Source organism: Acutalibacter sp. LFL-21, from assembly GCF_025630755.1.
GTDB classification, from domain to species: domain Bacteria; phylum Bacillota; class Clostridia; order Oscillospirales; family Acutalibacteraceae; genus Acutalibacter; species Acutalibacter stercoravium.
On the sequence record NZ_JAOTNT010000001.1, the window covers coordinates 420,231 to 446,472 of the forward strand.

At 63.3% G+C, this 26,242-nt stretch carries 19 protein-coding genes; 6 read left to right on the top strand and 13 right to left on the bottom strand.

Annotated features, from left to right (window positions below):
- Window positions 1–32: 32 nt before the first annotated feature.
- From ODJ80_RS01865 to trhA, 7 genes are all read right to left on the bottom strand, one after another.
- A complete protein-coding gene (locus ODJ80_RS01865) occupies window positions 33–1,016 on the bottom strand; it encodes a DNA polymerase III subunit (RefSeq protein ID WP_263040660.1) in 984 nt (327 codons plus the stop codon).
- Window positions 1,016–1,339 carry a cyclic-di-AMP receptor gene (locus tag ODJ80_RS01870; protein WP_178864237.1) on the bottom strand — a complete coding sequence of 108 codons (324 nt, stop codon included), beginning with the start codon at window positions 1,337–1,339 and terminating at the stop codon, window positions 1,016–1,018. Before ODJ80_RS01870 ends, ODJ80_RS01865 begins: the two co-directional genes overlap by 1 nt.
- Window positions 1,340–1,493: 154 nt before the next feature.
- The gene (locus tag ODJ80_RS01875) at window positions 1,494–2,822 is read right to left on the bottom strand and encodes an alanine/glycine:cation symporter family protein (protein WP_263040661.1); all 1,329 of its coding nucleotides are present in this window, start codon (window positions 2,820–2,822) and stop codon (window positions 1,494–1,496) included.
- Window positions 2,815–3,321: a hypothetical protein gene (locus ODJ80_RS01880; RefSeq protein ID WP_263040662.1), complete on the bottom strand. Its 507-nt coding sequence runs from the start codon at window positions 3,319–3,321 to the stop codon at window positions 2,815–2,817. The genes ODJ80_RS01875 and ODJ80_RS01880 overlap by 8 nt, the downstream gene beginning before the upstream one ends.
- A 119-nt stretch (window positions 3,322–3,440) precedes the next feature.
- On the bottom strand, window positions 3,441–3,869 hold the full coding sequence (locus tag ODJ80_RS01885) for a hypothetical protein (RefSeq protein ID WP_263040663.1): 429 nt from the start codon (window positions 3,867–3,869) through the stop codon (window positions 3,441–3,443).
- Window positions 3,870–3,890: 21 nt separating this feature from the next.
- Window positions 3,891–4,328, bottom strand: coding sequence for a LytTR family DNA-binding domain-containing protein (locus tag ODJ80_RS01890; RefSeq protein WP_178864233.1), 438 nt, complete (start codon window positions 4,326–4,328; stop codon window positions 3,891–3,893).
- A 160-nt stretch (window positions 4,329–4,488) separates the two neighbouring features.
- Window positions 4,489–5,199, bottom strand: coding sequence for a PAQR family membrane homeostasis protein TrhA (trhA, locus tag ODJ80_RS01895; RefSeq protein ID WP_263040664.1), 711 nt, complete (start codon window positions 5,197–5,199; stop codon window positions 4,489–4,491).
- Between the two features lie 450 nt (window positions 5,200–5,649).
- On the opposite strand from trhA, the gene ODJ80_RS01900 reads away from it, so the two are divergent.
- Window positions 5,650–7,476: an ABC transporter ATP-binding protein gene (locus tag ODJ80_RS01900; RefSeq protein ID WP_263040665.1), complete on the top strand. Its 1,827-nt coding sequence runs from the start codon at window positions 5,650–5,652 to the stop codon at window positions 7,474–7,476.
- A gap of 386 nt (window positions 7,477–7,862) precedes the next feature.
- Here ODJ80_RS01900 and ODJ80_RS01905 read toward each other — a convergent pair whose 3' ends face one another.
- Window positions 7,863–8,132 (bottom strand): hypothetical protein, encoded by a 270-nt coding sequence (locus ODJ80_RS01905; protein ID WP_263040666.1) that lies wholly within the window; start codon window positions 8,130–8,132, stop codon window positions 7,863–7,865.
- Between the two features lie 83 nt (window positions 8,133–8,215).
- Here ODJ80_RS01905 and ODJ80_RS01910 point away from each other — a divergent pair, with 83 nt between their 5' ends.
- Complete coding sequence (locus ODJ80_RS01910; RefSeq protein ID WP_263040667.1) at window positions 8,216–10,054, top strand: ABC transporter ATP-binding protein; 1,839 nt, start codon at window positions 8,216–8,218, stop codon at window positions 10,052–10,054.
- An 81-nt stretch (window positions 10,055–10,135) separates the two neighbouring features.
- Here the strand turns inward: ODJ80_RS01910 and ODJ80_RS01915 are convergent, their stop codons facing one another.
- Window positions 10,136–11,329 (bottom strand): hypothetical protein, encoded by a 1,194-nt coding sequence (locus tag ODJ80_RS01915; protein ID WP_263040668.1) that lies wholly within the window; start codon window positions 11,327–11,329, stop codon window positions 10,136–10,138.
- 144 nt (window positions 11,330–11,473) lie between these two features.
- Entirely contained in the window at window positions 11,474–12,889 is a 1,416-nt protein-coding gene (locus tag ODJ80_RS01920) for a glycine--tRNA ligase (RefSeq protein ID WP_263040669.1), read from the bottom strand.
- Between the two features lie 712 nt (window positions 12,890–13,601).
- Here ODJ80_RS01920 and lepA point away from each other — a divergent pair.
- On the top strand, window positions 13,602–15,404 hold the full coding sequence (gene lepA / locus ODJ80_RS01925; RefSeq protein WP_263040670.1) for a translation elongation factor 4: 1,803 nt from the start codon (window positions 13,602–13,604) through the stop codon (window positions 15,402–15,404).
- A gap of 500 nt (window positions 15,405–15,904) precedes the next feature.
- Here the strand turns inward: lepA and hemW are convergent, their stop codons facing one another.
- From hemW to ODJ80_RS01940, 3 genes are read right to left on the bottom strand one after another with little or no spacing between them, the layout of a single operon-like run.
- Window positions 15,905–17,014, bottom strand: coding sequence for a radical SAM family heme chaperone HemW (gene hemW, locus ODJ80_RS01930; RefSeq protein WP_263040671.1), 1,110 nt, complete (start codon window positions 17,012–17,014; stop codon window positions 15,905–15,907).
- Between the two features lie 4 nt (window positions 17,015–17,018).
- Window positions 17,019–17,903 carry a DNA-3-methyladenine glycosylase family protein gene (locus tag ODJ80_RS01935; protein WP_263040672.1) on the bottom strand — a complete coding sequence of 295 codons (885 nt, stop codon included), beginning with the start codon at window positions 17,901–17,903 and terminating at the stop codon, window positions 17,019–17,021.
- 15 nt (window positions 17,904–17,918) lie between these two features.
- The gene (locus ODJ80_RS01940) at window positions 17,919–18,632 is read right to left on the bottom strand and encodes a DUF6062 family protein (protein ID WP_263040673.1); all 714 of its coding nucleotides are present in this window, start codon (window positions 18,630–18,632) and stop codon (window positions 17,919–17,921) included.
- Window positions 18,633–19,412: 780 nt separating this feature from the next.
- Between ODJ80_RS01940 and rlmB the strand changes: the two genes are divergently transcribed.
- The 3 genes from rlmB (at window position 19,413) to ODJ80_RS01955 (ending at window position 25,775) form a co-directional block, all read left to right on the top strand.
- Window positions 19,413–20,213, top strand: a complete 801-nt coding sequence (gene rlmB / locus ODJ80_RS01945) for a 23S rRNA (guanosine(2251)-2'-O)-methyltransferase RlmB (RefSeq protein WP_263040674.1) — start codon at window positions 19,413–19,415, stop codon at window positions 20,211–20,213.
- Between the two features lie 13 nt (window positions 20,214–20,226).
- Window positions 20,227–23,409: a hypothetical protein gene (locus ODJ80_RS01950; RefSeq protein ID WP_263040675.1), complete on the top strand. Its 3,183-nt coding sequence runs from the start codon at window positions 20,227–20,229 to the stop codon at window positions 23,407–23,409.
- Between the two features lie 296 nt (window positions 23,410–23,705).
- Window positions 23,706–25,775: an elongation factor G gene (locus ODJ80_RS01955; RefSeq protein WP_263040676.1), complete on the top strand. Its 2,070-nt coding sequence runs from the start codon at window positions 23,706–23,708 to the stop codon at window positions 25,773–25,775.
- The last annotated feature ends 467 nt before the right edge of the window (window positions 25,776–26,242 follow it).

Consider the following 26,242-nt stretch of genomic DNA (forward strand, 5'->3'; position numbering starts at 1 on the left):
GGGGCCGCGTTCCGGCCCTTGAACAAAAAGCCTCAGCGGCCCACCGCTTCCCGCAGGCGGGCGCAAAGGTCCGTGGCAAGCAGCGCCAGGTTGGCGTTGCGCTCCAGCTTTTGGCGGAACTCCTCCGGCAGGGGCGCCAGCCGCGCCAGGCACTTCATGGGCAGGTCCCCCAGCTTGTCCGCCAGCTCGGGAGAGCCGCCCAGCACAGCGGTGCCCCCGGCCCGCAGCACCACGCCGTCCCGGAAAACCGCCCCCAGCCGCACCAGCACCTCCCGGAACAGGTCCCGGTCCTTCTGCAGGGGGGCCGCCGCCAGCAGAAGGCTGTGCTCCCCGGGCTCTAGCAGGCCCTGGGCCATGGCCGAGGCAATGGAAAAGGCCCGGGCCTCTTCCCCGCCGGAGAGCTCCTCCTCCATGCGGCCGATGTTCCCCCCGCACAGGGCGGCCAACTGCCGGGCCCGCTCCGGGGGGATGTCCCGGCGGGCGGCCATGTACGCCGCGGCCTCCTCCTGGCTGGGGGGCTCCAGCACAAAGGCCTGCACCCGGCTGCGGATGGTGGGCAGCAGCTGCTCGGCCGAGGCGCACACCAGGATGAACACCCCGTGGGGGGGCGGCTCTTCGATGAGTTTTAACAGCTTGTTCTGGGCGGGCTCTAAGGTGCGGGCACCCATCAGCAGGATGTACACGCTGACCTCCGCCTCCTCTGGGGCGCGGTAAGCGTCCGCCGTGACCTCTTTGACCGCCTCAACAGAAAGGGAGCGGGTCACCCCGCTCCCCTCTACCACACGGATGTCGGGATGGGACCCCGCCTTGGCCCGCACACAGGAGGGGCAGGCCCCACAGGGGGCGTGCCCCTTGTCCCGGCAGACAAGGGCCTGGGCCAGCAGCCGGGCAAAGGTGCGCTTCCCGCAGCCGGGCTCTCCGCAGAGAAGCAGGGCATGAGGAAAACGCCCAGCCTGGCCGGCCCTGGAGAGGGCCTCCTTCACCTGGGCGTTGCCCAAAAATCCGGGAAATTCCATCAGACCTTCTCGAAGCGGTCCACGTTGAGCACAAAGATGGTGGAGCCGCCCACGGTCACCTCCACCGGGAAGGAGGAGTACATGCCCACCTCCATGGTGGAGGTGCTGGGAACGATCTGGGTGCGGCGGCTGGAATACTTGGCGATAATGCCGATCACGGCGTCCACCTTCTCATCCTCCACGCCGGAGATGAAGGTGGTGTTGCCTGCCATCAAAAAGCCGCCGGTAGTGGCCAGTTTTGTCACGGAGAAGCCTTCGCGGGTCAGCGCGGAGGACACAGCTCCGCTGTCGTCGTTGCTGACAATTGCAAGGATCAGTTTCATAAAAATCATGCCTTTCCCGGCCGTGGAGCCAATGCCCCTTTCCCGGCCGATTCAAGTCTGCCAGCCCGCCGGCGCCGCCACAGGCGGTACCAGCGGGGGCCGCTAGAGCTATTTTACCATCAAATTAGAAAAAATACCAGCGGTTTTCAGAATTTTATGGAATCTTCCCCAAGACTTTTTTCCGCGCCTCCCCTTGGAAGGCCCCCTCTCCGCCCCGGCGGCAGACCCCCGCCGCCTCTCGCCGCAAAAGGAACAGGGCCGCCACGTTGGGCAGGGCCATCAGCCCGTTGCAGGCGTCCCCCAGCTGGAACACAGTCCCCAGGGGCAGCAGGCACCCCAGGGCCGCGGCCGCCCCCGCTGCCAGGGCATAGGGGATCCTCCCCCGGCCGCCGGTGAGGTAAAACAGCCCCTCCCGGCCCCAGCAGCACCAGGCCACCAGGGTGGCCAGGGCGAACAGCGCCGTGCACAGGGAGGCCACCCGCCCGCCCCAGGGGCCCAGGGCGCTTTCAAAGGCGTAGAACGCCAATTGCCCCCCCTCCAGCACGGGGGAGCGGCAGCACAGGATGCACAGCCCCGTGACGGTGCACATCACCAGGGTGTCCACAAACACCTGGAAGATGCCCAGGCAGCCCAGCTCCTCCGGGGAGCGGCCCTCCACCCCCTGGTAGGCAAAGGCGGAGCTGCCCAGCCCGGCCTCGTTGGTGAACACCCCCCGGGAGACCCCGGTGCGCAGGGCCAGCAGGGCCCCCGCCGCGCCGCCGGCCCCCGCCTTTAGGGAGAAGGCCCCCTGGAAAATGCTGGCAAAGGCCCGGGGGATGTTTTCCCGGAACACCCACAGCACCCACAGGGAGGCGCCAAAAAACAGCAGGGTCATCAGGGGCACCAAGCGCTGGGTGATCTTCGCCCCCAGGGCCAGCCCGCCCCGGGCCACCCAAAAGGCCAGCAGCCCCAGCGCCAAGGCGCTGGCCGCTGCCGGCACCCCCAGGGTGGAGAGGGACGCCGCCGCCGAGTTGGTCTGGGCCATGGTGCCCATGCCCAGGGAGGAAAGGCAGCACCCCCCGGCGTACACCGCCGCCAGGGGCTTTCCCCACCGCCCCGCGGCCCGGATGTACCCCAGGGCCCCGGGGGCCTGCCGGTGGCGGGCCGCCAGGACGTTCTCGGCGTAAACAGTCATCATGCCCAGCAGGGCGGAGGCCCACATCCAGAACAGAGCCCCGGGCCCCCCGGTGGCGATGGCCACCCCCACCCCCACAATGTTCCCCGTGCCCAGGGACCCTGCCAACGCCGCCGTCAGCGCCTGGAAGGAGGAGAGCTTCCCCCCCTCTCCCTTTCCCTTCCCCCGGGAGGCCAGGGCCGCCCCCAGCCAGCGCCCCAGGCAGCGCACCTGGTAAAATCCCGTGGCAGCGGTGAAATAGGCCCCCGCCCCCAAAAGGAGCAGCAGCACATGCCAGCCCCACAGCAGCTGGGTGAGCCGGTCAAGCATGGGGGCACAGCCCCTTCAGGGCTTGGGCCAGGCCCCGGGCCAGGGCCTGGCCTGCGGCGCCGGTGCTGCGGGCCAGCCAGGCCTCGTCCTGGGGATTGTCCCGGTACAGCAGGCGCACCGCCACCCCGGGGCAGGGGGCGGCCTCCAGCTCGGGGAGGGAGGGCTCCTCCCGCACCTGGAGCAGCTCCGGCTGGGGATAGGCCTCCTCCAGGGCTTTCGCCAGGGCGCGGGCCGCCCGGCCGCCGGTGATGTCCCCCGCCCGGAAGCACAACGCCGGGCCCTTCAGCTGTCCCTCCCGCTCCGGCGGCGCCGCCTGGGAGCACAGGGCCAGCCAGAGGGCCCCCTCCTCCTGGGGCGGCCCCCAGCACAGGCCGATGCCCCGGGAGTTTAGTCCAGCGGCCAGGGCTCCGGCCACTTGGCCCATCCAATAGGCTTCGTCGCCGCCGTTGGGATAGGCGGCCTCCGGCGGTCCCGCCAGGGTGAGGTGGATGTTGGGCATGGCAAACGGCTCCTTTCCACAGGTTTCCTGATACAGTATAGTCCTCCCGCCGCCGTTTCATGCCTTCCCGAAAAAAAGAAAGGGCGGGCCCCCGTCCCAGGGGAAACCCGCCCTCCTCTTTATTCCGCCCGGCCCTTCTTGTACCGGCCCAGGGCGTCGTCATACACCTTGCGCCGCAGGCGGAAGCCCACCTCGAACGCCAGGGAAATGGCGGCGAACAGCACCAGGAACAGCCCCACAAAGAACAGCCAGCTGCGGGCGTCCGCCACGGGGAACCACCCGAACCCCACGGCGCAGGCGCTGACCACGGCCAGCATCAGCGCGGCGAACAGGACCATGCGCCACAGGTAGGACAGGCGCTTGACCACCTTTCCCGAAAAAAAGGCGAACTGCAGCAGCGTGGCCGCGGCGCTGAGCAGCAAAAGCTGCCACACCATCCCCTGGGGCAGCGTCCCCCGGGAAAAAGCGGCATAGATCAACACCGCAATGGTGAAGGATATGCACAGGTTCACAACCACCTGGGACAGGCTTTGCGCGAATTGTTTCATCTCTGTCTCCTCCTTTTTCTCTCACAGGCCCAGCTTTTTGCGGATGGCTGGGGCGTACTGGCGGGAGACCCCCACCACTTCCCCGTTTTCCAGGGTCAGCCGCAGGCGGCCCCCCAGGTCGGGGCAGATGGAGGACACCCGCCCAAAGTTGACGATGGCCGACTTGCTGGCCCGCACAAAGTCCCGGGGGGCCAGCCGCTCCTCCAGTTCATAGAGGCGCAGGGGCGTTTCATACACGCTGTCCCCGGTGTAGAGGAAGGTCCGTTTGTCCACGGACTCGATGTACAGCACCTGCCCGGCCTCCAGCAGATAGGTGCGCCCCTCCCGCTCCCCGGTGAGGCGCTGGTCAAAGGACCGCAGGGCCGCCAGCAGCCCCGCCACCTGGGGGGTGGCCTCCCGGCAGCGGATGACCACCTCTGTCTCGGTGAGACGGGGGTCCTCTTCTAACGTGATCCTCATGCTCTCGCTCCTTTCCGCAGCTGCAAGACCAGTATAGCGGGCCGGGCCCCCAAGCGCAAGGGGCCTTCTACCAAGTGGCAGCAACAGCCCCCCAACCTGCCAAAAAACGCCCGCGAAAAAAAGCGCCCGGGCACGCCCGGACGCTTTCCCCTTTTTTCTCTCATTGCAGGATGGTCCACACGCTCACAGTGTGGAGCACGCTGCCCCCCAGCACGAACAGGTGGAACACCGCGTGCATGTAGGGCACCTTCTTCCCCACCCCGTACAGGACGGCCCCCAGGGTGTAGAGCACGCCCCCTGCCAGCAGGCACCAGAAGCACAGGGGCGTGGCGGCCCGGTAAAAATCCCCCATGGCCAGCACCACCACCCAGCCCATGGCCAGGTAGCAGGCCATGGAGACCTTTTTAAACCGCTCCACGCTGACGGCGTTGAGCACCACGCCCAGCGCCGCCGCGGCCCACACCACGCCGAACATGGCCCAGCCCTTCCAGCCCCCCAGGCACACCAGGGTGATGGGGGTGTAGGTCCCGGCGATCAGAAGGAAGATGGTGCAGTGGTCCAACGAGCGGAACACCACCTTGGCCCGGTTCAGCCCCAGCCCGTGGTACAGGGTGGAGACCGTGTACAGCAGCACCATGGTTCCGCCGTACACCGCCGCCGCGGTCAGGCGCAGGGGCGTTTTTTGGCAGGTGAGCAGCAAAAACACCAGCGCCCCCACGGCAAACAGGGCCGAAACCCCGTGGCTGACTGAGGAGAAGATCTCCTCCCCCAGGGTGTAGCGGGGCAGGCCCAGCCTTCTCCGCTTTTCCATGCGGAAGGCGTTCTTCCGCTGCCGGGCGCTGGCGGCGCCGGAGTTCATTGTGTATTCCATAAAAGCTGCCCCTTTCTCGCAAATTTGTCTTTTATTTCCGCTTTATTTGGTTTTAAAAACTATGTGTGTTTATATTATACTCCCTGTCTTGTAAATTTGCAAGTACTTTATACTCTTTTCGCGGCCGTGCATCTCTCCTATTTTTTCCAAAATTCCGGGGAAAATCCATTGACTTTTTCCCATCTCCGTGGTAAAGTGGCAGTACCGTCATAATTTGCGGGCGCGCCGCCGTGAAGCGCGTCCTTCTGGAAGGGCTCCTCTGGCCCTTCCCTTTAGAAAGGTGTCCGCGCTGGAGGGAGAACCCCTCTGGCTGTTTCGCCATGCAAGGGGGACGGCAGGCTTTTTCCTGCAACGGGCCTGCCGTCCCCTTTTTGCAGGTGCGCGGGGCCCAACCCAGGGCCCGGCCCAAGGAGTGCCGGCCCAGGCTTTTTATCCGGTATGAGGTGTATTATGAAACAACAGACCCCCAAAACATCCAATATCCTGCGGTTCTTCCCCTTTACCAAGGGCTTTCGGGGAAAGTTCCTGCTGGCGGTGGTCATGGTGGTCATCGCCGTGGTGGCAAACTACATGACGCCCCAGGTCATCCGGGTCACGGTGGACTCGGTCATCAACGACACTCCCTTCAACCTGCCCGGCTTTCTAGTGGAGTGGATCGAATCTTTGGGCGGGCGGGAGATGCTGCGCCGGCACATTGTGCTGTGCGCGGCGGCCAGCCTGGTGTTTGCCGCCATTGCCGGGCTCTCCAACTACTCTTCCCGCATGAACCTGGCCAAGGCCTGCGAGGGCACCGTGGCCCGGGTGCGGGACACCCTGTTCGACCACATCCAGCACCTGCCCTACGCCTGGCACAACTCCCACCAGACGGGGGACATCATCCAGCGCTGCACCCAGGACGTGGACCTGATCCGCAACTTTGTCAGCGACCAGCTGATGGAGGTGGTGCGCACCGTGCTCTTAATCCTGGTCTCCCTGGCGCTGATGTTCGCCATGAACGTGGAGCTCTCCCTGCTGGTCACCGCCTTTGTGCCGGTGGTGATGGTCTCCTCCCTGGTCTTTTACGTCATCACCGGGAAGAAGTTCCGCCGGGCCGACGAGACCGAGGGCGAGCTGACCGCCCTGGTGCAGGAGAACCTGACCGGCGTGCGGGTGGTGCGGGCCTTTGGCCGGGAGCGCTATGAGATTGACCGGTTCAACCAGAAAAACGAGGAGTTCACCAACCTGTGGGTAAACCTGGGCAAGGTGATGGGCGTCAACTGGGGCCTGGGGGACTTTTTCGCCGGGTTCCAGGTGCTGGTCATCCTGGTGGCGGGGGTTTTCTTTGTGGAGCGGGGCGCCCTGACAGAAGGGGAGTTCCTGGCCTTTACCGCCTACAACTCCATGCTGGTGTGGCCCTCCCGCAACCTGGGGCGGCTGCTGGCGGAGCTGAGCAAGACCTCTATCTCCGCCACCCGCCTGTTCGACATCTTAGACGCCCAAGAGGAGCGGAACTGCCCCCACCCGGTCAAGCCCCCTATGGACGGGGACATCGTCTTCGACCATGTGAACTTTGGCTACAACGAGGACACCGGCGTCCTGCACGACGTGAGCTTCACCATCAAAGCCGGGAGCACCTTTGGCATTTTAGGGGCCACGGGCTCGGGCAAATCCACCCTGATGGCCCTGCTGGACCGCCTGTACGAGCTGCCCCGGGAAAACGGGAAGATCACCATTGGCGGGGTGGACATTCGGGAGATGGACCTGGCCTACCTGCGGAAAAACACCGGCATTGTGCTGCAAGAGCCCTTCCTCTTCTCCAAGACCTTTCGGGAGAGCATTGCCGACGGCGCCTCTCGGGAGGACCTGGAATCTGTGCGCCACTTTGCCCGGCTGGCGGTGATTGACGACGCCATCGAGGGCTTTGCCCAGGGGTACGACACCCCCATTGGCGAGCGGGGCGTGACCATTTCTGGCGGCCAGAAGCAGCGGGTGGCCATTGCCCGCATGCTGATGCAGGACACGCCCATCAAGATTTTTGACGACTCCCTCTCTGCCGTGGACATGGAGACCGACCAGAAGATCCGCCAATCCATCCGGGAGAACGTAAAGGGCACCACCATTCTCATTGCCCACCGCATCACCACCCTGATGAACGCGGACCAGATTTTGGTGCTGGACCGGGGCCGGGTGGCCCAGCTGGGCACCCACCAGCAGCTCATCCGCCAAGAGGGCATCTACAAGCGCATCTACGACATGCAGTCCGTGGCCGGACTGGACGAGTCGCGCACGCCGCTTTAAGGCGGCGGAGCTGGCTGAGGGCGGCGAACAAGCGGCCCGCGCTTAAGTTGGGTGGAGACAAGTAAAAGTTTCGTCCACCTTTTCAAAGGTGGCAGGGTGTGGGACAGCGTCCCACGGCCCTAAGGGGGGTGCGGGACCGTAGGTCCTGCCTTCCCATACACAAAAAAAGGGGGGACGTATGTCCCCCTCTTGGGACAGCACAAAACCCGTTGCCCCAGGGCTTGAGAGAGGGAAATGAGCATCTTAGGGAAAAACCCAGTGTTTATGCGGGTTTGCGAACTTGCTCAGGTGAGCAAGTTGCCGGTCTTATTCTTGTTAAGATGCTCATGTGAGCAAGTTCTGAAAGCCGCATATTTCCTAGCTTTTTTCTTAACTTGCTCATTTTCTCATTTCAAGTGGGGCTGTTCTTGAAAATGAGCAGCTAAAGCAATAAACCACTGCCTGTTGCCGCACTGCCCTTTGGGGAAGAGACGAAGCATCCCCTCCTGTTTCATACCGTCTCTGACTCTCCGCACAGTTGCGATCGAATAACCAGCCTGTTTCAGTTCATCTATCAGCTCATTAGAGGGCATCTCGCCGCCGTGCTGCTCCAGCAGGGCCAGAATGGCCTCTTTGCACCCCTCCCGTTTGGGGGCTTGGCGGGGCTGGGTTTGCACAGTTCCCCCTTCCCATCGCAAGCAGAACGCCCAGCGGGCCGCGGGCCCATTGGCTTTCGATACACGGTATTTGAGGTATTCTTATGAATGTAGAACAGATTGAACAGAACAACCAACAGGGCCGCTTCGCCTCTTTAAAGACCTGGGCCAAGCTGCTGCCCTTTTTAAAGCCCTACTCCCGGAACATGGCGGTCATCCTCTCCCTGATGCTGGTCAGCGCCGGGTGCGACCTGGCTTACCCCCTGCTCTCCGGCTACGCGGTGGACCACTTCGTCACCCCCCGGCAGAGCCAGGGGGTGGGCTGGTACGCCCTGGGCTACATGGCCGTGGTGCTGGCCCAGATGCTCTGCACCATGATCTTCGCCCGCTCTGCCCTAAAGGTGGAGATGTACCTGGGCCGGGATTTGAAAAAGCGGCTGTTCACCCACCTGCAAACCCTCTCCTTCTCCTATTACAACACCACCCCGGTGGGCACCATCATGGCCCGGGTGATGAGCGACACCAACCGCATTGGCTCTGTCTTTGCCTGGAGCCTGGTGGACATCTTCTGGAGCGCCGCCTACGTCATCGGGTGCATGGGGGTCATGTTGTTCCTCAACTGGCGGCTGGCCCTGCTGGTCATCGTGGTGGTGCCCGCCATTGCCCTGCTGACCCTGTACTTCCAGAAGAAGATCCTGGCCATCAACCGCCAGGCCCGCAAGGTCAACGCAGAGATCACCCGCCACTACAACGAGGGCATCTCCGGGGCCAAAACCTCGAAAACCCTGGTCATCGAGGACAAGAACACCGCCGCCTTTCAAGAGGTGACCCAGCGCATGCGCCGCACCACCGTGCGGGGGGTGCTGCTCAACGCCGTGTATGTGCCCATCATCGGCTTCCTCACGGCGCTGGCCGTGGCCTTCGTGCTCACCGGCGGGGGCAGCATGGTGCTGTGGGGGGACATCGGCATTGGCGAGCTGACGGTGTTTGTCAACTTCGCCCTGGTCATCGCCGACCCGGTGCAGACCCTGGCCCGCACCATCTCCAACTTCATCGCCACCCAGGCCAACATCGAGCGGGTCTCCGCCCTGCTGGAGCTGCGGCCGGAGATCACCGACACCCCAGAGGTCATCGAGAAATACGGCACCTCCTTTGCCCCCAAGCGGGAAAACTGGGAGCCCCTTGTGGGCCACATCACCTTTGAGGACATCACCTTCCGCTACCCCGACGGCGCGGAGAACGTGCTGGAGCACTTCAGCCTAGACGTGCCCGCGGGCACCACCGTGGCCATTGTGGGCGAGACCGGCGCGGGCAAATCCACCCTGGTGAACCTGGCCTGCCGGTTCTTCGAGCCCACCGCCGGGCGCGTTCTCATCGACGGCCGGGACTACCGGGAGCGCAGCCAGCTGTGGCTGCACAGCAGCATTGGCTATGTGCTGCAGACGCCCCACCTGTTCTCCGGCTCTATCCGGGAGAACATCCGCTACGGCCGCCTGGACGCCACCGACGAGGAGATTGTGGCCGCGGCCAAGCTGGCGGGCGCCCATGACTTCATCACCCACATGGAGCACGGCTATGACAGCGACGTGGGCGAAGGGGGCGGCCAGCTCTCCACAGGGGAGAAGCAGCTGGTCTCTTTTGCCAGGGCCGTGCTGGCAGACCCCCGCATCTTTGTCCTGGACGAGGCCACCTCTTCCATCGACACCAAGACCGAGGCCCTCATCCAAGAGGCCATCTCCACCCTGCTGGAGGGCCGCACCAGCTTCCTCATCGCCCACCGGCTGTCCACCATCCGCAAGGCGGACCTGATCCTGGTGGTCAAGGCGGGCAAAATCATCGAGCGGGGCACCCACCAGCAGCTGATGGACCTGGGGGGCTATTACGCCACCCTGTACAGCAAGCAGTTCGAGACCGAAACCGCCGAAACCCTGCTGGGCCAATAAAGAGGCAAAAAAAGCATCCCCGGGCGCTGGCCTGGGGATGCTTTTCTATTCACAGATATTCACACAAAGCCCGCGAAGCGCTCAACGCCCTTCCGAACCGTCATCGGTGTAGCGCAGGGCCTCCCGCAGGATCTCCTCCGTGTCAAAGGTGCGGGTGGCCTGGTCTTCCGGGGGAGGGGCCGCCGCGGGGGGCTCTTCCCGGTAGTCCTGGTAGTCCTCGTACTCCTGATAGTCCTGGTAATCCTCGTAGTCCTCGTCCTCATAATAGGCCGCCTGCCCTTCATAGGGGGCCAGGGGCTCCTCATACTGCCCGTAGGATTCCCCGTAGTCCTCCTCCCGGTAGGCGGCGTCCTCCTGCTCCTCCAGGGGCAGGGAGAACTCCTCGGTGTAGAGGGAGGCCTCCTCCGGCATCAGGGCGTCCGGCGGGGGCGCGGGCCGGGGGGGCGGAGGCGGCGGCACAGGCGCGGGGGGCACGGGGGACGCGGGCTCTTCCGCCGCAGGGGCGGGCTGCGCCGCGGGCTGGCGGGCCTCCGCCTCGTGGATCTCCTCTAAAATGTCATCGGCGGGGGTGTAGCGCCTGCGGCCCCGGATGTAGAACACCAAAATGGCCGCCAGGCCCAGCACGCCAGCGGCAATGCAGGCCGCCCCGGCGTAGAACAGGGTGGCCGCCAGGGAGTTGCCCCGCACGTTCAGCTGGGCAAAGGTCACATAGTTGGGGCCGCTTTCCTCCTCTTCCGCAGTGGAGGAAGAGCTGCCCCCATTCAGAGAGGCCTGGGGCCGCTCCAAGACGGGGCGGGGCGTGGAACGGGGCCTCTGGGTGGCGTCGGGAGTGGGCGTTGGCTCCTCCACATAGCCGGCCGCGGGGTCCTGGCTCTCACTGCTGGAGGGCTCCTCCGTGGGCTCCCAAACGGGCTCTTCCGTGGGCTCTGCCCAGGGGTCCTCCGAAGGGGAGGGCTCTGGGGTGGGGTCCCACACCGGCTCCTCTGTGGGCTCCACCGCGGGCACGGTGGGCTCTGGCGTAGAGACCTGGGGGGGCGGGGTCTCCACCGGCTCGGGAGTAGAGGGCTCTGGCGCCGGGGTGGGCTCGGCAGGGGGAGGCGTCTCCGGCAGGGTGTTGTCCCCTCCGCTGGAGGAGCCCCCCTCCGTGCCCTCCCCCGGCATCTCTGTCTGGGCCGAAGGGAAGCTCCCCTCCGTGGCCAGGGCCGGCAGGGCTGTCAGGCTGGAGGCCACTGCCAGGGCCCCCAAAAAAACCGCCAGGCGGCGTCTCTTTTTCATCGCGTTTCCTCCTGCTGGATGGGGAATTCTCAATATCAATTTATTGTAGCACAATTCCGCCCGGGGTTCAATGGTTTTCCTTCCCAGATCGGCACAAAACGAAAAAAGCGGGGCAATGCCCCGCTTTCTCCCCCTATTTCGCCCTTAAAAGGCGGTCTTTTCCTCGATGTAATCCTTCAGCTTTTCAATGGGCAGGCGCACCTGCTCCATCGTATCCCGGTCCCGAATGGTGACGCAGTTGTCGGCGGGCTTGCCCTCCTGCTCGTCGCCCACGGTGTCGAAGTCCACGGTGACGCACAGGGGCGTGCCCACCTCGTCCTGGCGGCGGTAGCGCTTGCCGATGGAGCCGGCCTCGTCGTAGTCCACCATGAAATGCTTGGAGAGCATGTCGTGGATTTCCTGGGCCTTGGGCGCCAGCTTTTTGGAGAGGGGCAGCACGGCGGCCTTAAAGGGGGCCAGGGCCGGGTGCAGGCGCAGCACCACACGGATATCGTCCTTGCCGTTCTTGTCCTGGCCCACCACTTCCTCGTCGTAGGCGTCGCACAGGAACGCCAACGCCATGCGGTCGGCGCCCAGGCTGGGCTCGATGACATAGGGGATGTAGTGCTCCCCGGTCTCCTGGTCGAAGTAGGTCAAATCCTTGCCGGAGTGCTCCTGGTGGCGCTTTAAGTCGTAGTCGGTGCGGTCGGCAATGCCCCACAGCTCGCCCCAGCCAAAGGGGAACAGGTACTCCACGTCCGTGGTGGCCTTGGAGTAGAAGGCCAGCTCCTCGGGCCGGTGGTCCCGGAAGCGGAGGTTCTCCTCTGTCATGCCCAGGGAGAAGAGCCACTGCTTGCAATAATCCTTCCAATACTGGAACCACTCCAGGTCGGTGTCGGGCTTGCAGAAGAACTCCAGCTCCATCTGCTCGAACTCCCGGGTGCGGAAGGTGAAGTTGCCGGGGGTGATCTCGTTGCGGAAGCTCTTGCCCACCTGGGCAATGCCGAAGGGCAGCTTCTTCCGGGTGGTGCGCTGCACGCTGGGGAAGTTGACAAAGATGCCCTGGGCGGTTTCGGGCCGCAGGTAGATCTCGCTCTTCTGGTCCTCGGTGACGCCCTGGAAGGTCTTGAACATCAGGTTGAACTGGCGGATCTCGGTGAAGTTCTCACTGCCGCAGTTGGGGCACTGGATGTGGTGCTCCTTGATGAAGTCCATCATCTTCTCGTTGGACCAGCCGTCGGCGCTCTCGCCGGTAAAGTCCTCAATGAGCTTGTCAGCCCGGTGGCGGGTTTTGCAGTCCTTGCAGTCCATCAGGGGGTCGGAGAAGCCGCCCACATGGCCGGTGGCCACCCACACCTGGGGGTTCATCAGGATGGCGGCGTCCACGCCCACGTTATAGGGGGACTCTTGGACGAATTTTTTCCACCAGGCTTTTTTCACGTTGTTTTTAAACTCCACGCCCAGGGGGCCGTAGTCCCAGGAGTTGGAGAGGCCGCCGTAAATCTCGCTGCCGGGGAAGATAAAGCCCCGTTTTTTGCACAGAGAGACAATGGTGTCCATAGTTTTTTCCGTAGCTTTCATAAGATGGTCCGCCTTTCTCAATCGCAATCGCGTAACTAGGGTCTATTGTAGCATGCCCTCCCCCAGATTGCAAGCGGGTGGCCCCGCGGGACGAGTCGCGCACGCCGCTTTAAAGGCGGCGGGGTTTGCGGGGAACGGCTGGCAAGCGGCCCGCGCTTGGGTCCGTGGCCGGACTGGACAAGACGCGAACGCCGCTTTTAGGGCGGCGGAGCTGGGTGTGAGAGGCGCTAACTGGAAAGCCCGCGCCCGAGTCAGATAGAGACAAGTAAAAGTTTTGCCAGCTTTTTCAAAAGCTGCGAGGTGTGGAGCAGAGCTCCACGGCCCTAAGGGGGTTGCAAGGACCGTAGGTCCTGCCTTCCCATACACAAAAAAGGGGGGACGGATGTCCCCCTCTTGGGACAGCACAAAACCCGTTGCCCCAGGGCCGGAGAAATTAAAATGGCGTAGTTGCCCGAAAACCCAGGAAACATGCGGCTTCAGGCAACTTAGCCAGCTTGGCGTAGTTGCCATCTTTCCCCCAAACAAGGGGGAACTTAGCCACCTTGGCGTAGTTGCTCAAACCCGCATAAAACCTAGCTTTTTTGGCAACTTAGCCATTTATTTTATTCAAGTGGGGGCTTGGCAACTTGGCCGCTTTCCTTTTCCCGCGTTTTCTGCTATAATAAGGTATTACATCCTCAAGACGATTTACGCTTTATCTAGGAGTGTTTGCATGGACAGAAGCAAGATTCGCAATTTCAGCATTGTGGCCCACATCGACCACGGAAAATCCACCCTGGCCGACCGCATCCTGGAGCTGAGCAAATCCGTGCCCCTGCGGGAAATGGAAAACCAGCTGCTGGACAACATGGACCTGGAGCGGGAGCGGGGCATCACCATCAAGGCCCACGCCGTCACCCTGGTCTACACTGCCAAGGACGGGGAGGACTATATCTTCAACCTCATCGACACCCCCGGCCATGTGGACTTTAACTACGAGGTATCCCGCTCTCTGGCCGCCTGCGAGGGGGCCGTGCTGGTGGTGGACGCCTCCCAGGGCATTGAGGCCCAGACCTTGGCCAACACCTACCTGGCCGTGGACGCGGGCCTGGAGATCCTGCCGGTGGTAAACAAGATCGACCTGCCCAGCGCCGACCCCGAGCGGGTCTGCCACGAGATTGAGGACGTCATCGGCATCCCGGCCATGGACGCCCCCCGCATCTCCGCCAAGACCGGCGAAAACGTGGAGGAGGTGATGGAGCGCATCGTCACCGACATTCCCGCCCCCACCGGCAACGAGAACGACCCCCTGCGGGCCCTGATCTTCGACTCTTACTACGACGCCTACCGGGGCGTGATTGTGTATGTGCGCATTAAGGACGGCCAGGTCAAGCCCGGGGACACCATCCGCATGATGGCCACCGGCGGGGAGTTCACCGTGGTGGAGTGCGGCTTTCTGCGGGCCACCAACCTGGAGCCCGCCGCCGCCCTCTACGCCGGGGAGGTGGGCTACATCGCCGCCTCCATCAAAGATGTGCGCCAGGCCCGTGTGGGCGACACCGTCACCTTAAAGGACCGCCCCGCCGCCGAACCTTTGGAGGGCTACCGGGCGGTGCAGCCCATGGTGTTCTGCGGCATCTACCCCGCCGACGGCGCCCACTACACCGATTTGCGGGACGCCCTGGAAAAATTGCAATTAAACGACGCCTCCCTCACCTTCGAGCCGGAGACCTCTGTGGCCCTGGGTTTTGGCTTCCGGTGCGGCTTTCTGGGGCTTTTGCACATGGAGATCATCCAGGAGCGGCTGGAGCGGGAGTACGATTTGGATTTGATCACCACCGCCCCCAGCGTGGTGTACAGGCTGAAGCTCACCGACGGCAGCGAAATCACCATTGACAACCCCACCAACTACCCGGACCCCACCCTGATCGCCAGCGCCCAGGAGCCCATCTGCAACGCCCACATCTACTCCCCTTCGGAGTATGTGGGCAACATCATGGAGCTGTGCCAGGAGCGCCGGGGCGTGTTCAAGGACATGAAGTACCTGGACACCGACCGGGTGGACATCCACTACGAGCTGCCCTTAAACGAGATTGTCTACGACTTTTTCGACGCGCTGAAATCCCGCACCCGGGGCTACGCGTCTTTCGACTACGAGCTGCTGGGCTACCAGCCCAGCAAGCTGGTGAAGCTGGACATCATGCTCAACGGGGAGATTGTGGACGCTCTCTCCTTCATCATCCACGCGGACAAGGCCTATCCCCGGGCCCGGAAGATGGCGGAAAAGCTGAAGGAGAAGATCCCCCGCCAGCTGTTCGAGGTGCCCATCCAGGCCTGCGTGGGGGGCAAGATCATCGCCCGGGAGACGGTGAAAGCCCTGCGCAAAGACGTGCTGGCCAAGTGCTACGGCGGCGACATCACCCGGAAGAAGAAGCTGCTGGAAAAGCAGAAGGAGGGCAAAAAGCGCATGCGCCAGCTGGGCACCGTGGAGGTGCCCCAGGAGGCGTTCATGTCCGTGCTGAAGCTGGATGAATAGTGCGTGACCGGACGGGACAAGCCGCCTTCTTGCCTTCGGCAAGGGCGGATTTCTCCGCGTAAGTTGGGTGGAGACAATTAAAAGTTTTGCCAGCTTTTTCAAAAGCTGCGGTTGGTAAGGCGGAGCCTTACGGCCTTAAACCGGCGCAGCCATACGAAAAACCCAGGAGCGAAAGCCGCACGTGCCCGCAAGGGCGATAGGCTTGCGCTCCGGCCCTTTCGCACAAACAACGAAAAGGACATCCAAGCCAAAACTTGGATGTCCTTTTTTCATCCCTGCTATCTATCCGGGACATTGTTTACAGGCTGCGCCTGGTATGACAATGTCCCTGGTTTTTTACGGTTGCGCCGCAAGGGCAAGGTCGTGGAGCTCTGCTCCACACCTCGCAAGCCTTTTGAAAAAGGCTTGAGCGAAAACTTTACTTGTCTCCACCCAACTTGCGCGGAGGGCCCCGCCCTTGCGGAACGCAAGAAGGCGGCTTGCCTGGGGTGCAACCCCCGCTACAATTCCTCCCCCAGCAGCTTCACCAACAGGGCGTTGGAGACCAAGAACCCCTCTGGGGTGAAGGAAATGGCTTCCCCGTCCGCCCGCAAAAGCTGGGGCGGGCAGTGCCGGGCGTTTTCCAGGGCCTCGTCAAACAGGGCCCCGCCCTCTGCCCCAAAGCGGGCCAGGCAGTCCCCCCGGCGCAGGCCACGGGTCAGGCGCAGGTTCAGCATGGCGAACTCCCCAAAGTCCCCGCCCGTTCCGTCCTCCACAGGGGAATTCCCCTGGAGGAAGCCCTCCAAGTCCCGGGGGTAGTAAAAACGCCGCCCCCCAAAGAAAGAGTGGGCCCCCGGCCCGAAGCCCAGGTACTCCTCCCCCCGCCAGTAGAGCAGGTTGTGGCGGCTCTCCTTGCCGGGGCGGGCAAAGTTGCTGATCTCATACTGCCCATAGCCCCGCCGGGCCAGCTCCTCCACGGCGAAAAGGTACTGCTCCGCGGTGTCGTCCTCGTCGGGCACCTGCACCCCCCGGGCGGCGAAGGGCGTGCCCGGTTCCACCTTTAAGATGTAGGAGGAAATGTGCTCCACCTCCAGGGAAGCGGCAAAGGCGATGGAGCGCCCCAGCTTCTCCCGGCTGCCCCCGGGCAGGCCCAGCATCAGGTCCAGGGAGATGTTTTCAAAGCCCCCGGCCCGGGCGTTTTCCACAGCCAGCGCCGCCTGCTGGGGAGAGTGGGCCCGGCCCAGAAAGCGCAGCTCCTCCCCATTGGCGGACTGCAAGCCCATGGAAAGCCGGTTGAAACCCGCCCGGCGCGCCTCCTGAAAAAAGGCCCGGTCCACATGGGTGGGGTTGGCCTCCAAGGTGACTTCCGCCCCAGAGGCCAGAGAAAAGCCCTGGCGCACCGCCTGGAGAATAGTCCCCAGGCGCTGGGCCCCCAGCAGGCTGGGGGTGCCGCCCCCAAAGTAGACGGTGGCCAGCTCCCGGCCCGCCAGCCTCTCCCGCCAGGGGGCGAGGGCGGCTATCACAGCGGAGACGTAGGCGTCCATGCCCCCGGCAGAATCGGGGCGGGAGTAGAAATCGCAGTAGGGGCACTTGCCGTGGCAAAAGGGCACGTGTATATAAAAGCCCAGCATCCTTTCACCTCCTGTTGGCTGGCGGGTGCGCCGCCTTTTCCACAAACAGCTCCGGGTGCAGGCGGCTGTAGTGGAACAGGTACTGCTGGGCCAGGCCCGCGTTCTCCCCAAACTCCTCCGGCCCGCGCCCCGGCAGCAGGGTGGCCATGGCCCGCTTCATCCACACGTCCAGGGGGAAGCACTCCGTTTTGTGGAAGCCGTACAGCATAGCGCACTCCGCCACCTTGGGCCCCACGCCGAAGATGGTTTGCAGCTCCCGGCGGCCCTCCTCCACGGGGGCGGCGGCCACCCGGGCCAAATCCACCTGGCCAGAGGCCACCTTCCGGGCGGCGTCCAGCAGGTACTTGGCCCGGAACCCCGCCCGCAGGGGCGCCAAATCCTCCAAGGAGCAGGCGGCCAGGCGCTCCGCTGTGGGAAAGGCGTGCCAGCCCGTGCCGGGGAGCTCCGCCCCCAGCCGCTGGCACAGCCGCTCTATAATCCCCTTGATGCGGGGGATGTGGTTGTTCTGGGAGATGATGAAGGAGCACAAGGCCTCCCAGGGCTCCTGGCGCAGGATGCGGATGCCCGGGGCAAAGGCGGCGGCCTCGGCCAAAGCGGGGCTCATGGCGGCCAGGGCCTCCCGCTTGGGGGCGTAATCCTCCTCTAGGTCGAAGTAGGACCGCCAGGTATGTTCATAGTCCTCCGGGGAGCAGTGCAGCCACACCTGCTGCCCCCGCTGCTCCACCCGCAGGTATTTTCCAAAGGCCACGCCCTCCCACAGGCTGGCCCTCGTCTCCCCGGGCAGCTCCGCCCAGCGGAAGGCCTGGCCGCAGTCCAGGGTCTCCGCCACGTCAAAGGGGTAAGGGGCGCATATCCCCCCGGGCCAGGCGCCCACTTTTTCTTCTTTCATCCGGCCGCCGCCCCCTTAAAAGGCCCGGTTCTTCTCGTCGGCCTTCTGGCGGTTTTCCGGCTCCCGGGAGGTGAGGTAGCGGATGGCCCGCTCGATGGAGTCCTTGGAGTTGCCCCAGTCCCCTCCGGCGTTGCGGTAGTCGAACATGCGGCAGAAGTGGGTCACGTCGGCGTTCAGCTCCTCCAGATAGCGTTTGGCCAGCCCGGTGGTCACCTCCTCGAAGAGGACGAAGTTCTTTTTGGGCATTTTGGCGGCCGCCTGCAGCACCTGGCCGTAATGGCGCAGGCAGATGTAGGGCTGCTGGCTGTACAGCTGGCGGAACTCCCCGTCGGTCTGCCACAGCTTCAGGGTGCTGTCCAGCAGGTGGGCCGTGTTCTTTTCAATGTTCTCACAGACGAAGCAGTGCTCCTCCCGGCTGTGGACCGCCGCAGCCGCCTTTTTGGGCTGGGTCTTCCCCGCGGGGAACACCTCGTCATGCACGGTTTGCAGCAGGCTCTCCAAAATCAACGCCACAGAGAGCCGGCTGCCCCGGGCCAAGATCTGGTTGAAGTGCTCGGTGCAAAAGCCCAGGCGGTTGGTCTCCACCCGCACGTCCGGCTCCATCATGGCGGCGCCGGTGATGTAGGTGGCCATGCGGTCCTCCAGCATGTCCCGCATGCGGCAGAAGGGACAGCCCTCCTTGGGGAGAAACACGTCGTTTACGGGGATGGAACAAATATCTTCTCTCATGGCGAAGTCCTCCTTAACTCATGTTTCGACAATATTCTTGCATAAATATTCATTCGGGGATTTTCGGGAAAATCTGCCTTCTTTTTCGGGAGATTTGTGAAAACAGGCTGGAAAACCCACCGTTTTGCCGCTAGTATACCACAAAACCGGGGAAAAGCATAGCCTTTTCTTTTTTCCAGGGCCCCTTTTCACCCGGGGCCCCTCCCGGTGAAATGCATGTTAAATCCCTGTGGACAAACTGTGGGAAAGAAATTTGCCCCTTTCCTATTGACACAAGATAGAGGAAGGCTTCTCCTTCTTCTCTCTTTATCTTGGGGTTGTTTCGGAATCAGAAAAAAACCGTTTTTTATTCCAAATTAGAACGAAGCCGCCCTTTGTTTACATAAGCGAGAGCGCCGGAAAAAACGGTGGAAAGTCATAAATGGCTTGGGACAAGGGGTTTTTCACAGTTTCCACACAGTTTTCCACAGTCTCCGTGAAAAAACAGGTTCCCCTTCCGCAAGCCTGTGGAAAACCTGGGCGGAGAAACCCAGGCAAAAAGAATTTTTTTACATTTCATGGATAAAAATGCCGAAAAGCGGATATTCCTGCCGCGGCCCGGGGAAAAAACGGGAAGAAAGCCGCATGGGGGCTGCATTTTTATTTGAGATTTCCGGGGAGCTGTGGTATAATTGGTAAAACCATGCCGGTTGCGGAAAAGCCCGCGGCCCCACGGGCCGCCCCGGGTCTCTTCGGGGCGGCGCAGACCGAGTAAGCCATTAGAAAATGAGGTGCTCCGTTATGGAGAAAAACCGGGAAAAGCGCAGCGCCCCCCGCGAGCAGGGGCCCCGCGGCGCGGATCTCATTGCCGGGCGCAACGCCATTGCCGAAGCCCTGCGGGCCGGACGGGCCATCGACAGCCTGTACGTCCAGCGGGGAGAGCGCAGCGGCGCGCTGCAGGCCTTGGTGAAAAAGGCCAAGGAGGCGGGCGCCACCATCAAAGAGGCGGACCCCAAAAAGCTGGACTACCTTTGCGGCGGGGCCAACCACCAGGGGGTGGTGGCCGTTGCCGCGGTGAAGGAATACGCCACGGTGGAGGACCTGTTCCGCCGGGCACAAGAGAAAGACGAGCCCCCCTTTTTCGTCGTCTGCGACGAGCTGGAGGACCCCCACAACCTGGGGGCCATCCTCCGCACGGCAGAGTGCGCCGGGGCACACGGGGTCATCATCCCCAAGCGGCGCAGCGTGGGCCTCACCTACGCCGTGGGGAAGGCCTCTGCCGGGGCGGTGGAATACCTGCCCGTGGCCCGGGTGGGAAACCTGCCCTCTCTGCTGGAGGAGCTGAAGGCCCGGGGCCTTTGGATCTACGCCGCCGACATGGACGGCTCTCCCTGGTGCCAGACCGATTTCACCGGGCCCACGGCCCTGGTGATTGGCTCGGAGGGCAGGGGCGTGGGACGCCTTGTAAAGGAAAAGGCGGATTTCGTCGTGTCCCTGCCCTTAAAGGGAAACATCAACTCGCTGAACGCTTCGGTGGCGGCCGGCATCCTCTGCTATGAGGTGGCCCGCCAGCGCAGCGGCACAAAAGCGTTCAATCCGTAAAAGGAGGATGCGTATGGCACAGGATAACAAGGATTTTACCCTGGAGGATATTTTGGCGGAACAGCGGGCCCAGCGGGAGCAGGAGGCCGCCCAAAGCGCGGCGCGCCCCGCTGCCCCCCAGCAGAAGCCCAAGCCCCACCCCCTGGCGCAACAGGGCGGCAGCCAGCCCCCCGTCCGGCAAGCAGCCGCGCCCCGGCAGGAGCCCGCGCCCCCTCAGCCTGAGGAGACCGCCGACCTGAACGACTTTGCCACCGGCACGGTGGAGGTCCCTCCCCAGGAGGAGCACCCGCCCGCCCACGCGGAGGGCAAGCGGGGCAAAAAAGAGAAAAAAGAGAAGAAAAAAAAGCGGGGCCTGTTCGGCCGGAAAAAGCGGGTGCCCGATTACGACGAGAACGAGGACGACCTGTACTACGGCATCCAGCTCAAGCCCATCGACGAGTACCGCATGGGCTATGACTCCGCCGGAGAGCTGACCAGCGAGGAAGAGGCCTATAAGACCTTGTTTGACGACTCCCGAAAGGCCATCGACCAAGAGGTGGAGCAGAACTTCCAGCGGCTGCAGCGGGAGCGCCGCCGCCGCGTGGCGGAGGCTGTGCAGACCGCCGGCGTGGACGAGGAGGAAATTGCTGGCGAGTTCGGCGTGGTGGCCCCCATGCCCGTCACCTCCTTTGCCGCAGACCCCTACGCCAAGCAGCACGGCATCGGCGTGGAGGGCGGCAAGCGATTGCAGGAGGACATGACCGATATCCAAAAGGCCATGCTGGAGACCTCCTCGGACCAGACCATGGAGATTAAGCTCAACGTCCTGAACGACACCGTGGAGCTGCAGCGCATTGGCAGTGAGGCCCCCGTCTCCGACGAGGCCATCGGCCGGGTGCTGGATTCCGGCGCGCCGCTGGAACCTGTGGAAGAGGAGCCCGCCCCGGTGCAGGAGCCCGTCTATGAGCAGGCCCCTGCGGCGGAACTGCCGCCGGAGCCGGTGGAAACCCTTCCCCCAGAGGAAGCGCCCGTTCAGGAGGAGACACCCGTTCAAGAGGAAGCGCCCGTCCAGGAGGAAGCGCCCATCCAGGAGGAAGTACCTGCCCAGGAGGAGGCGCCCGCGTTCCAGGAGATCTCCTCCGGCGCCGCTATGGAAGAGCCCGCCCAGCCAGCGCAGGCGCCCTCCGCGCCTGTCCAGGAGCCGGCCGCCCCGGCGGCGGAAGAGCAGACCACGGTCATCCGCCGGCCCAAGCTCTCCGAGCCGCCCCAGGTGCACAGCATCTTCGAGTACCGGCCCCGGGGCATTCCCACCCACATCCTGCACACGGATGTGCTGCAAAGCGCCCTGCTCTCTGAATCGGAGGAGCTGCGGCAGCAGATGGAGCGGGAAGAGCGCAAGGCCGCGCCCAAGCGGCGGGTGCGCAACAAGAAGCTGGAAAGCGCCCACGAGCCCGAGCCCCCCATCCCCGATGGGGACACCGGCGAGGCCATCGACGATTACACCGGCCCCGAGGACGCCAAATCCATCTCCCACGAGCTGCGGGGCGAGATGCGGGAGCTGACCCTGCGCATGGCCATCACCGGGGTGTGTACCCTGCTTTTAACCGTAGTCAACCTGATCTTTGGCGGCCAGTTCAGCGCGGGCGGGGACCTGGGGTCCCTTCCGGTGGCCTATGTGGTGCTGACCCTGGTGTTCCTGGCGGTGGCGGCAGGGGTGTGCTACCGCACCATTGCCAACGGCCTGAAGGCCCTGTTCTCCTTTAACGCCAATTCGGACAGCGCCGCTGCCGTGGCCGCCATCGCCGTGGCCGTGCAGGCTGTGGCGGCGGCGTTCTTCCCCACCGAGCTGACTCGCGGGGAGCTGCACCTGTACGCCGTGGTGGTTTCGGCCATCCTCTTTGTCAACTCCATTGGCAAGTTGACCATGATCCGCCGCATTCACAGCAACTTCCGGTTTGTCACCTCTCGGGAGCAGAAATACAGCGTGCGCCTGTACGGCGACCACAACACCGCCTTGAAAATGGCCAAGGACTGCGTGGCCGAGACCCCTGTCATCGCCTACCAGTGCCGCACCGGCTTCTTAAAGCGGTTCTTAGAGCTCTCTTACCGGCCCGACCCGTCAGAGTCCTCCTCTCAGCTGCTGGCGCCCATTGGGCTTCTTGCCAGCCTGGTGCTGTGCATTGCCACCCTTCTCATCACCCGCAGCGTGCCCACGGCCATCAGCGCCTTTGCCGCGGCCAGCTGCGCCTGCGTGGCGGTCTCCAACATGCTTGCGGTAAACCTGCCCGTCAGCCGCCTGTGCCGCACCGCCCGCCGGGCCGGCGCCATGGTGGTGGGCTATGAAGGGGTAGAGCAGCTGGGCAATGTCAACGCCGTGCTGGTGGACGCGGAGGACCTGTTCCCCCGGGGCACCGTGGTGCTGGAGGGCATCCGCACCTTTGGCAGCCGGGCTGCCGCGGAGGACGCCATTATGGCGGCCTCTGCCCTGATGCGGGAAGTGGGCGGCCCCCTTTCCGGCGTGTTTGACCAGGTCATCAGCGAAAACGAGGACGCCCTGCCCAAGGTGGAGGGCTTTGCCTATGAGGACGGCGGCGGCATTGTGGGCAAGGTGGACGGCCGCACCATCACCCTGGGCGCCCGCGCCCTGTTCATCAACCACCGCATGCCCGTGCCCGCCCGGGAGGAGGAAAGCCAGTACGCCTCTGGCAACCAGCAGGTCATCTACATTGGCGTGGATGAGGCCGTGTGCGCCATGCTGGTGCTGACCTACGCCGCCGACCGCCGCCGCAAGAACGAGCTGCAGCGGCTGGAGGACAGCGGCGTAAGCGTCATCGTGCGCACCACCGACCCCAACGTCACCCCCCAGCTGGTCTCCCGCCTGTTCGGCATCGACACCGCCTCTGTGGGCGTTCTGGACAGCCGCCTGGGCAGCGAATATCAAAAGCTGGTGAAAAACGAGATTCCCCGGGCCGACGCCCTGGTGGCCACCAAGGGCCGCATGGAATCCATGATGAACGTGATCTCTGCCTGCGTGGAAGAGCGGCGCACCGCCGGCATGGTGGTGGCCATCCAGACGGCCGCCGTGGTGCTGTGCTTTGTGCTGGTGGCTTTCCTGGCCTGCTTTGGGGCCATGGGCCAGCTCTCCTCCCTGATCCTGTTTTTGTTCCAGCTGTTCTGGCTGGCAGTGGTCATCCTGCTGCCCAAGCTGCGGCGGTAGGCCCTTCCGCAATAAAACAAATGAAAGCCCCGGCGGCATTTGCCCGCCGGGGCTTTTTTCACCCTCCTTCCAGGGGGCCTTTTCCCGCAAAAGGGGGATTTTTGTAAAATTTTATAAAAAACAAAGCACTGTCACGGTAAATTCATAGGTTTTTCGTTTTCCCCATTGTAATCTTTGGCGCAATGTTATATAATTAGCTATGCCTTGCGGCACAGCACTTGTGCAAAACAGGAACAGTTCCCAGGGCAGCACGGCAAAGGCCGTGTACCTTGTTAAAGTGGAAGGAGTTTTGCGTTATGAACCAATATCTTGCGAAGAATATCATCAACCTGGCTGTAGCGGGCCACGGCGGCGCAGGAAAGACCTCTCTGGCGGAAGCCATGCTGTATCTGGCAGGGGTCTCGGACCGCCGTGGCAAAGTGGGCGACGGCAACACAGTGTGCGACTACGACCCCGAGGAGATCCGGCGCAAGGCCTCTATTTCCGCGGCGGTGGCCCCCCTGGAGTGGAAAAACAAGAAGATTAACCTGCTGGACGCCCCCGGCCTGTTCGACTTTGAGGGCGGCATGATGGAGGCCATGCGCGCCGCCGACACGGCGCTGATTGTGGTCTCCGGCCGGGACGGCGTGGCCGTGGGCACGGAAAAGGCCTTTGCCGCCGCGGAGAAGAACGGCCTGGCCAAGATCATCTTCGTCAACGGCCTGTGCGACGAGAGCGCCCGGTTCTACCGGGTATTCGAAGACTTGAAGGCCCAGTTTGGCCCTTCGGTGTGCCCGGTGGTGGTGCCCTTCATCCAGGATGGGCAGGCAAACATCTACATCAACCTGCTGGAGTACAAAGCCTATGACTACTCCGGCGGCAAGCCCGTGGCCGTGGCCATGCCCGACATGGGCGACCGGCTGGAGGGCCTGCGCACCGCGATCTACGAGGCCGTTGCCGAAACCGACGACGAGCTGTTTGAGAAATACTTCGCCGGCGAGCCCTTCACCCCCGAGGAGGTCATTGTGGGCGTGAGCAAGGGCGTGAAGTCCGGCACCATCACCCCCGTGTTCTGCGGCGACGCCCTGCTGATGCGGGGCATGGAGCAGTTTATGGACGGCCTGTGCTGGCTGGCCCCCTCCGCCGGGGACAAGGCCGGGGAGCTGGGCACCGATGTGGACGGCAACCCGGTGGAGCTCTCTGTCAACGAGGACGGCGCCGCGGCGGCCATCGTCTTTAAGACCGTGGCCGACCCCTTCATCGGCAAGCTCTCCTATGTGAAGGTGGTCTCCGGCAAGATCTCCACCGACTCCCAGCTGGTGAACATGCGCACCGGCAACACCGAGCGCGTGGGCAAGACCGTGATGATGGTGGGCAAAAAGCAGGTGGATGTCAAGTACATCGGCGCGGGTGACATTGGGGCCATTCCCAAGCTCTCCGCCACCAACACCGGCGACACCCTCTGCTCCCCCGCCCGGAAGGTCACCTTGGAAGGCGTGGAGTATCCCAACCCCACTTTGCGCATGGCCATTGTCCCCGCCAAGAAGGGCGAGGAGGACAAGGTGGCCCAGGGCATGATGCGCCTCTCGGAAGAGGACCCCACCCTGCAGTTTGCCACCAACAACGAGACCCATGAGATGATTTTAAGCGGCCTGGGCGAACAGCACCTGGACGTGGCGGTCTCCAAGCTGAAAACAAAATTTGGCGTGGACGTCTCTTTGAAGAAGCCCAAGGTCCCCTACCGGGAGACCATCCGCAAGACGGTGCAGGTCCAGGGCCGGCACAAGAAGCAGACCGGCGGTCACGGCCAGTTCGGCGACGTGTGGATTGAGTTCTCCCCCTGCGACAGCGAAGGCCTGGAGTTTGGCGAGCGGGTTGTGGGCGGCTCTGTGCCCAAGGGCTTCTTCCCCGCAGTGGAGAAGGGCCTGCGGGAGTGCATCCAGAAGGGCCCCCTGGCGGGCTACCCTGTGGTGGGCTTGTCCGCCGTGCTGTACGACGGCTCTTACCACCCGGTGGACTCCTCGGAAATGGCCTTTAAGACGGCGGCGGCTTTGGCCTACAAGGCGGGCATGCCCCAGGCCAACCCTGTGCTGCTGGAGCCCATCGGCCACCTGAAGGCCACCGTACCCGACAGCAACATGGGCGACGTGATGGGCGAGGTGAACAAGCGCCGGGGCCGCGTGCTGGGCATGGAGCCTGCAGGCGAAGGCCGGCAGACCGTGGAAGCGGACGTCCCCATGGCGGAGATGCACGACTTCACCACCTTCATCCGCCAGTGCACCCAGGGCCGGGGCAGCTTCACCTTTGGCTTCGAGCGGTATGAGGAAGCGCCCCAGAACGTGGCCCAAAAGGTCATTGAGGAGGCCAAGGCAGAAAACGCCGAATAAAAACACAGGTAAAAAAGAGCGTCTGGAGGGAGCCTCCGGGCGCTCTTTTCGTCATTTCAAACAGGGACATGGGGAAAAATTCTACAAAAAAGCCCTTTGAACTTGTAGTTTCCCCCTGTTATAATATAGATGGCAAAGTGGATTTTTCCCATTTTTCAGCAAAGGAGGAGAGTATATGGTCGGACGTCCCCCACCGGTAGCAGACCCCAATTTGGTGGTCAGCGGCCTGGCAAACCTAAAGCTGCACCGCAAAAAAGGAGAGAGAAGACCCACGCCTGTCATCCCTCTCCTCATCTTGATCGCTTTCATCGCGATCATTGTTCTGCTGTCGCTGCACCTGTGGCAATGGTAGGGAAAAAGGACACCCAAGTTTTCACGCTTGGATGTCCTTTTTATTGTCTGTAAAAATTTCTTGAAAAAGACGCTTGCTGTGACGATGCGTTTCCGGTGTGCTACCGGCCGGAGCG

Coding starts and splice junctions, on each gene's coding strand:
- ODJ80_RS01870 (WP_178864237.1), bottom strand. CDS start 1,339: ATGAAACTGATCCTTGCAATTGTCAGCAACGACGACAGCGGAGCTGTG.
- ODJ80_RS01940 (WP_263040673.1), bottom strand. CDS start 18,632: ATGAGAGAAGATATTTGTTCCATCCCCGTAAACGACGTGTTTCTCCCC.
- ODJ80_RS01885 (WP_263040663.1), bottom strand. CDS start 3,869: ATGAAACAATTCGCGCAAAGCCTGTCCCAGGTGGTTGTGAACCTGTGC.
- ODJ80_RS01910 (WP_263040667.1), top strand. CDS start 8,216: ATGAATGTAGAACAGATTGAACAGAACAACCAACAGGGCCGCTTCGCC.
- ODJ80_RS01875 (WP_263040661.1), bottom strand. CDS start 2,822: ATGCTTGACCGGCTCACCCAGCTGCTGTGGGGCTGGCATGTGCTGCTG.
- ODJ80_RS01915 (WP_263040668.1), bottom strand. CDS start 11,329: ATGAAAAAGAGACGCCGCCTGGCGGTTTTTTTGGGGGCCCTGGCAGTG.
- trhA (WP_263040664.1), bottom strand. CDS start 5,199: ATGGAATACACAATGAACTCCGGCGCCGCCAGCGCCCGGCAGCGGAAG.
- hemW (WP_263040671.1), bottom strand. CDS start 17,014: ATGCTGGGCTTTTATATACACGTGCCCTTTTGCCACGGCAAGTGCCCC.
- ODJ80_RS01920 (WP_263040669.1), bottom strand. CDS start 12,889: ATGAAAGCTACGGAAAAAACTATGGACACCATTGTCTCTCTGTGCAAA.
- ODJ80_RS01900 (WP_263040665.1), top strand. CDS start 5,650: ATGAAACAACAGACCCCCAAAACATCCAATATCCTGCGGTTCTTCCCC.
- ODJ80_RS01865 (WP_263040660.1), bottom strand. CDS start 1,016: ATGGAATTTCCCGGATTTTTGGGCAACGCCCAGGTGAAGGAGGCCCTC.
- rlmB (WP_263040674.1), top strand. CDS start 19,413: ATGGAGAAAAACCGGGAAAAGCGCAGCGCCCCCCGCGAGCAGGGGCCC.
- ODJ80_RS01955 (WP_263040676.1), top strand. CDS start 23,706: ATGAACCAATATCTTGCGAAGAATATCATCAACCTGGCTGTAGCGGGC.
- ODJ80_RS01950 (WP_263040675.1), top strand. CDS start 20,227: ATGGCACAGGATAACAAGGATTTTACCCTGGAGGATATTTTGGCGGAA.
- ODJ80_RS01935 (WP_263040672.1), bottom strand. CDS start 17,903: ATGAAAGAAGAAAAAGTGGGCGCCTGGCCCGGGGGGATATGCGCCCCT.
- ODJ80_RS01890 (WP_178864233.1), bottom strand. CDS start 4,328: ATGAGGATCACGTTAGAAGAGGACCCCCGTCTCACCGAGACAGAGGTG.
- ODJ80_RS01880 (WP_263040662.1), bottom strand. CDS start 3,321: ATGCCCAACATCCACCTCACCCTGGCGGGACCGCCGGAGGCCGCCTAT.
- lepA (WP_263040670.1), top strand. CDS start 13,602: ATGGACAGAAGCAAGATTCGCAATTTCAGCATTGTGGCCCACATCGAC.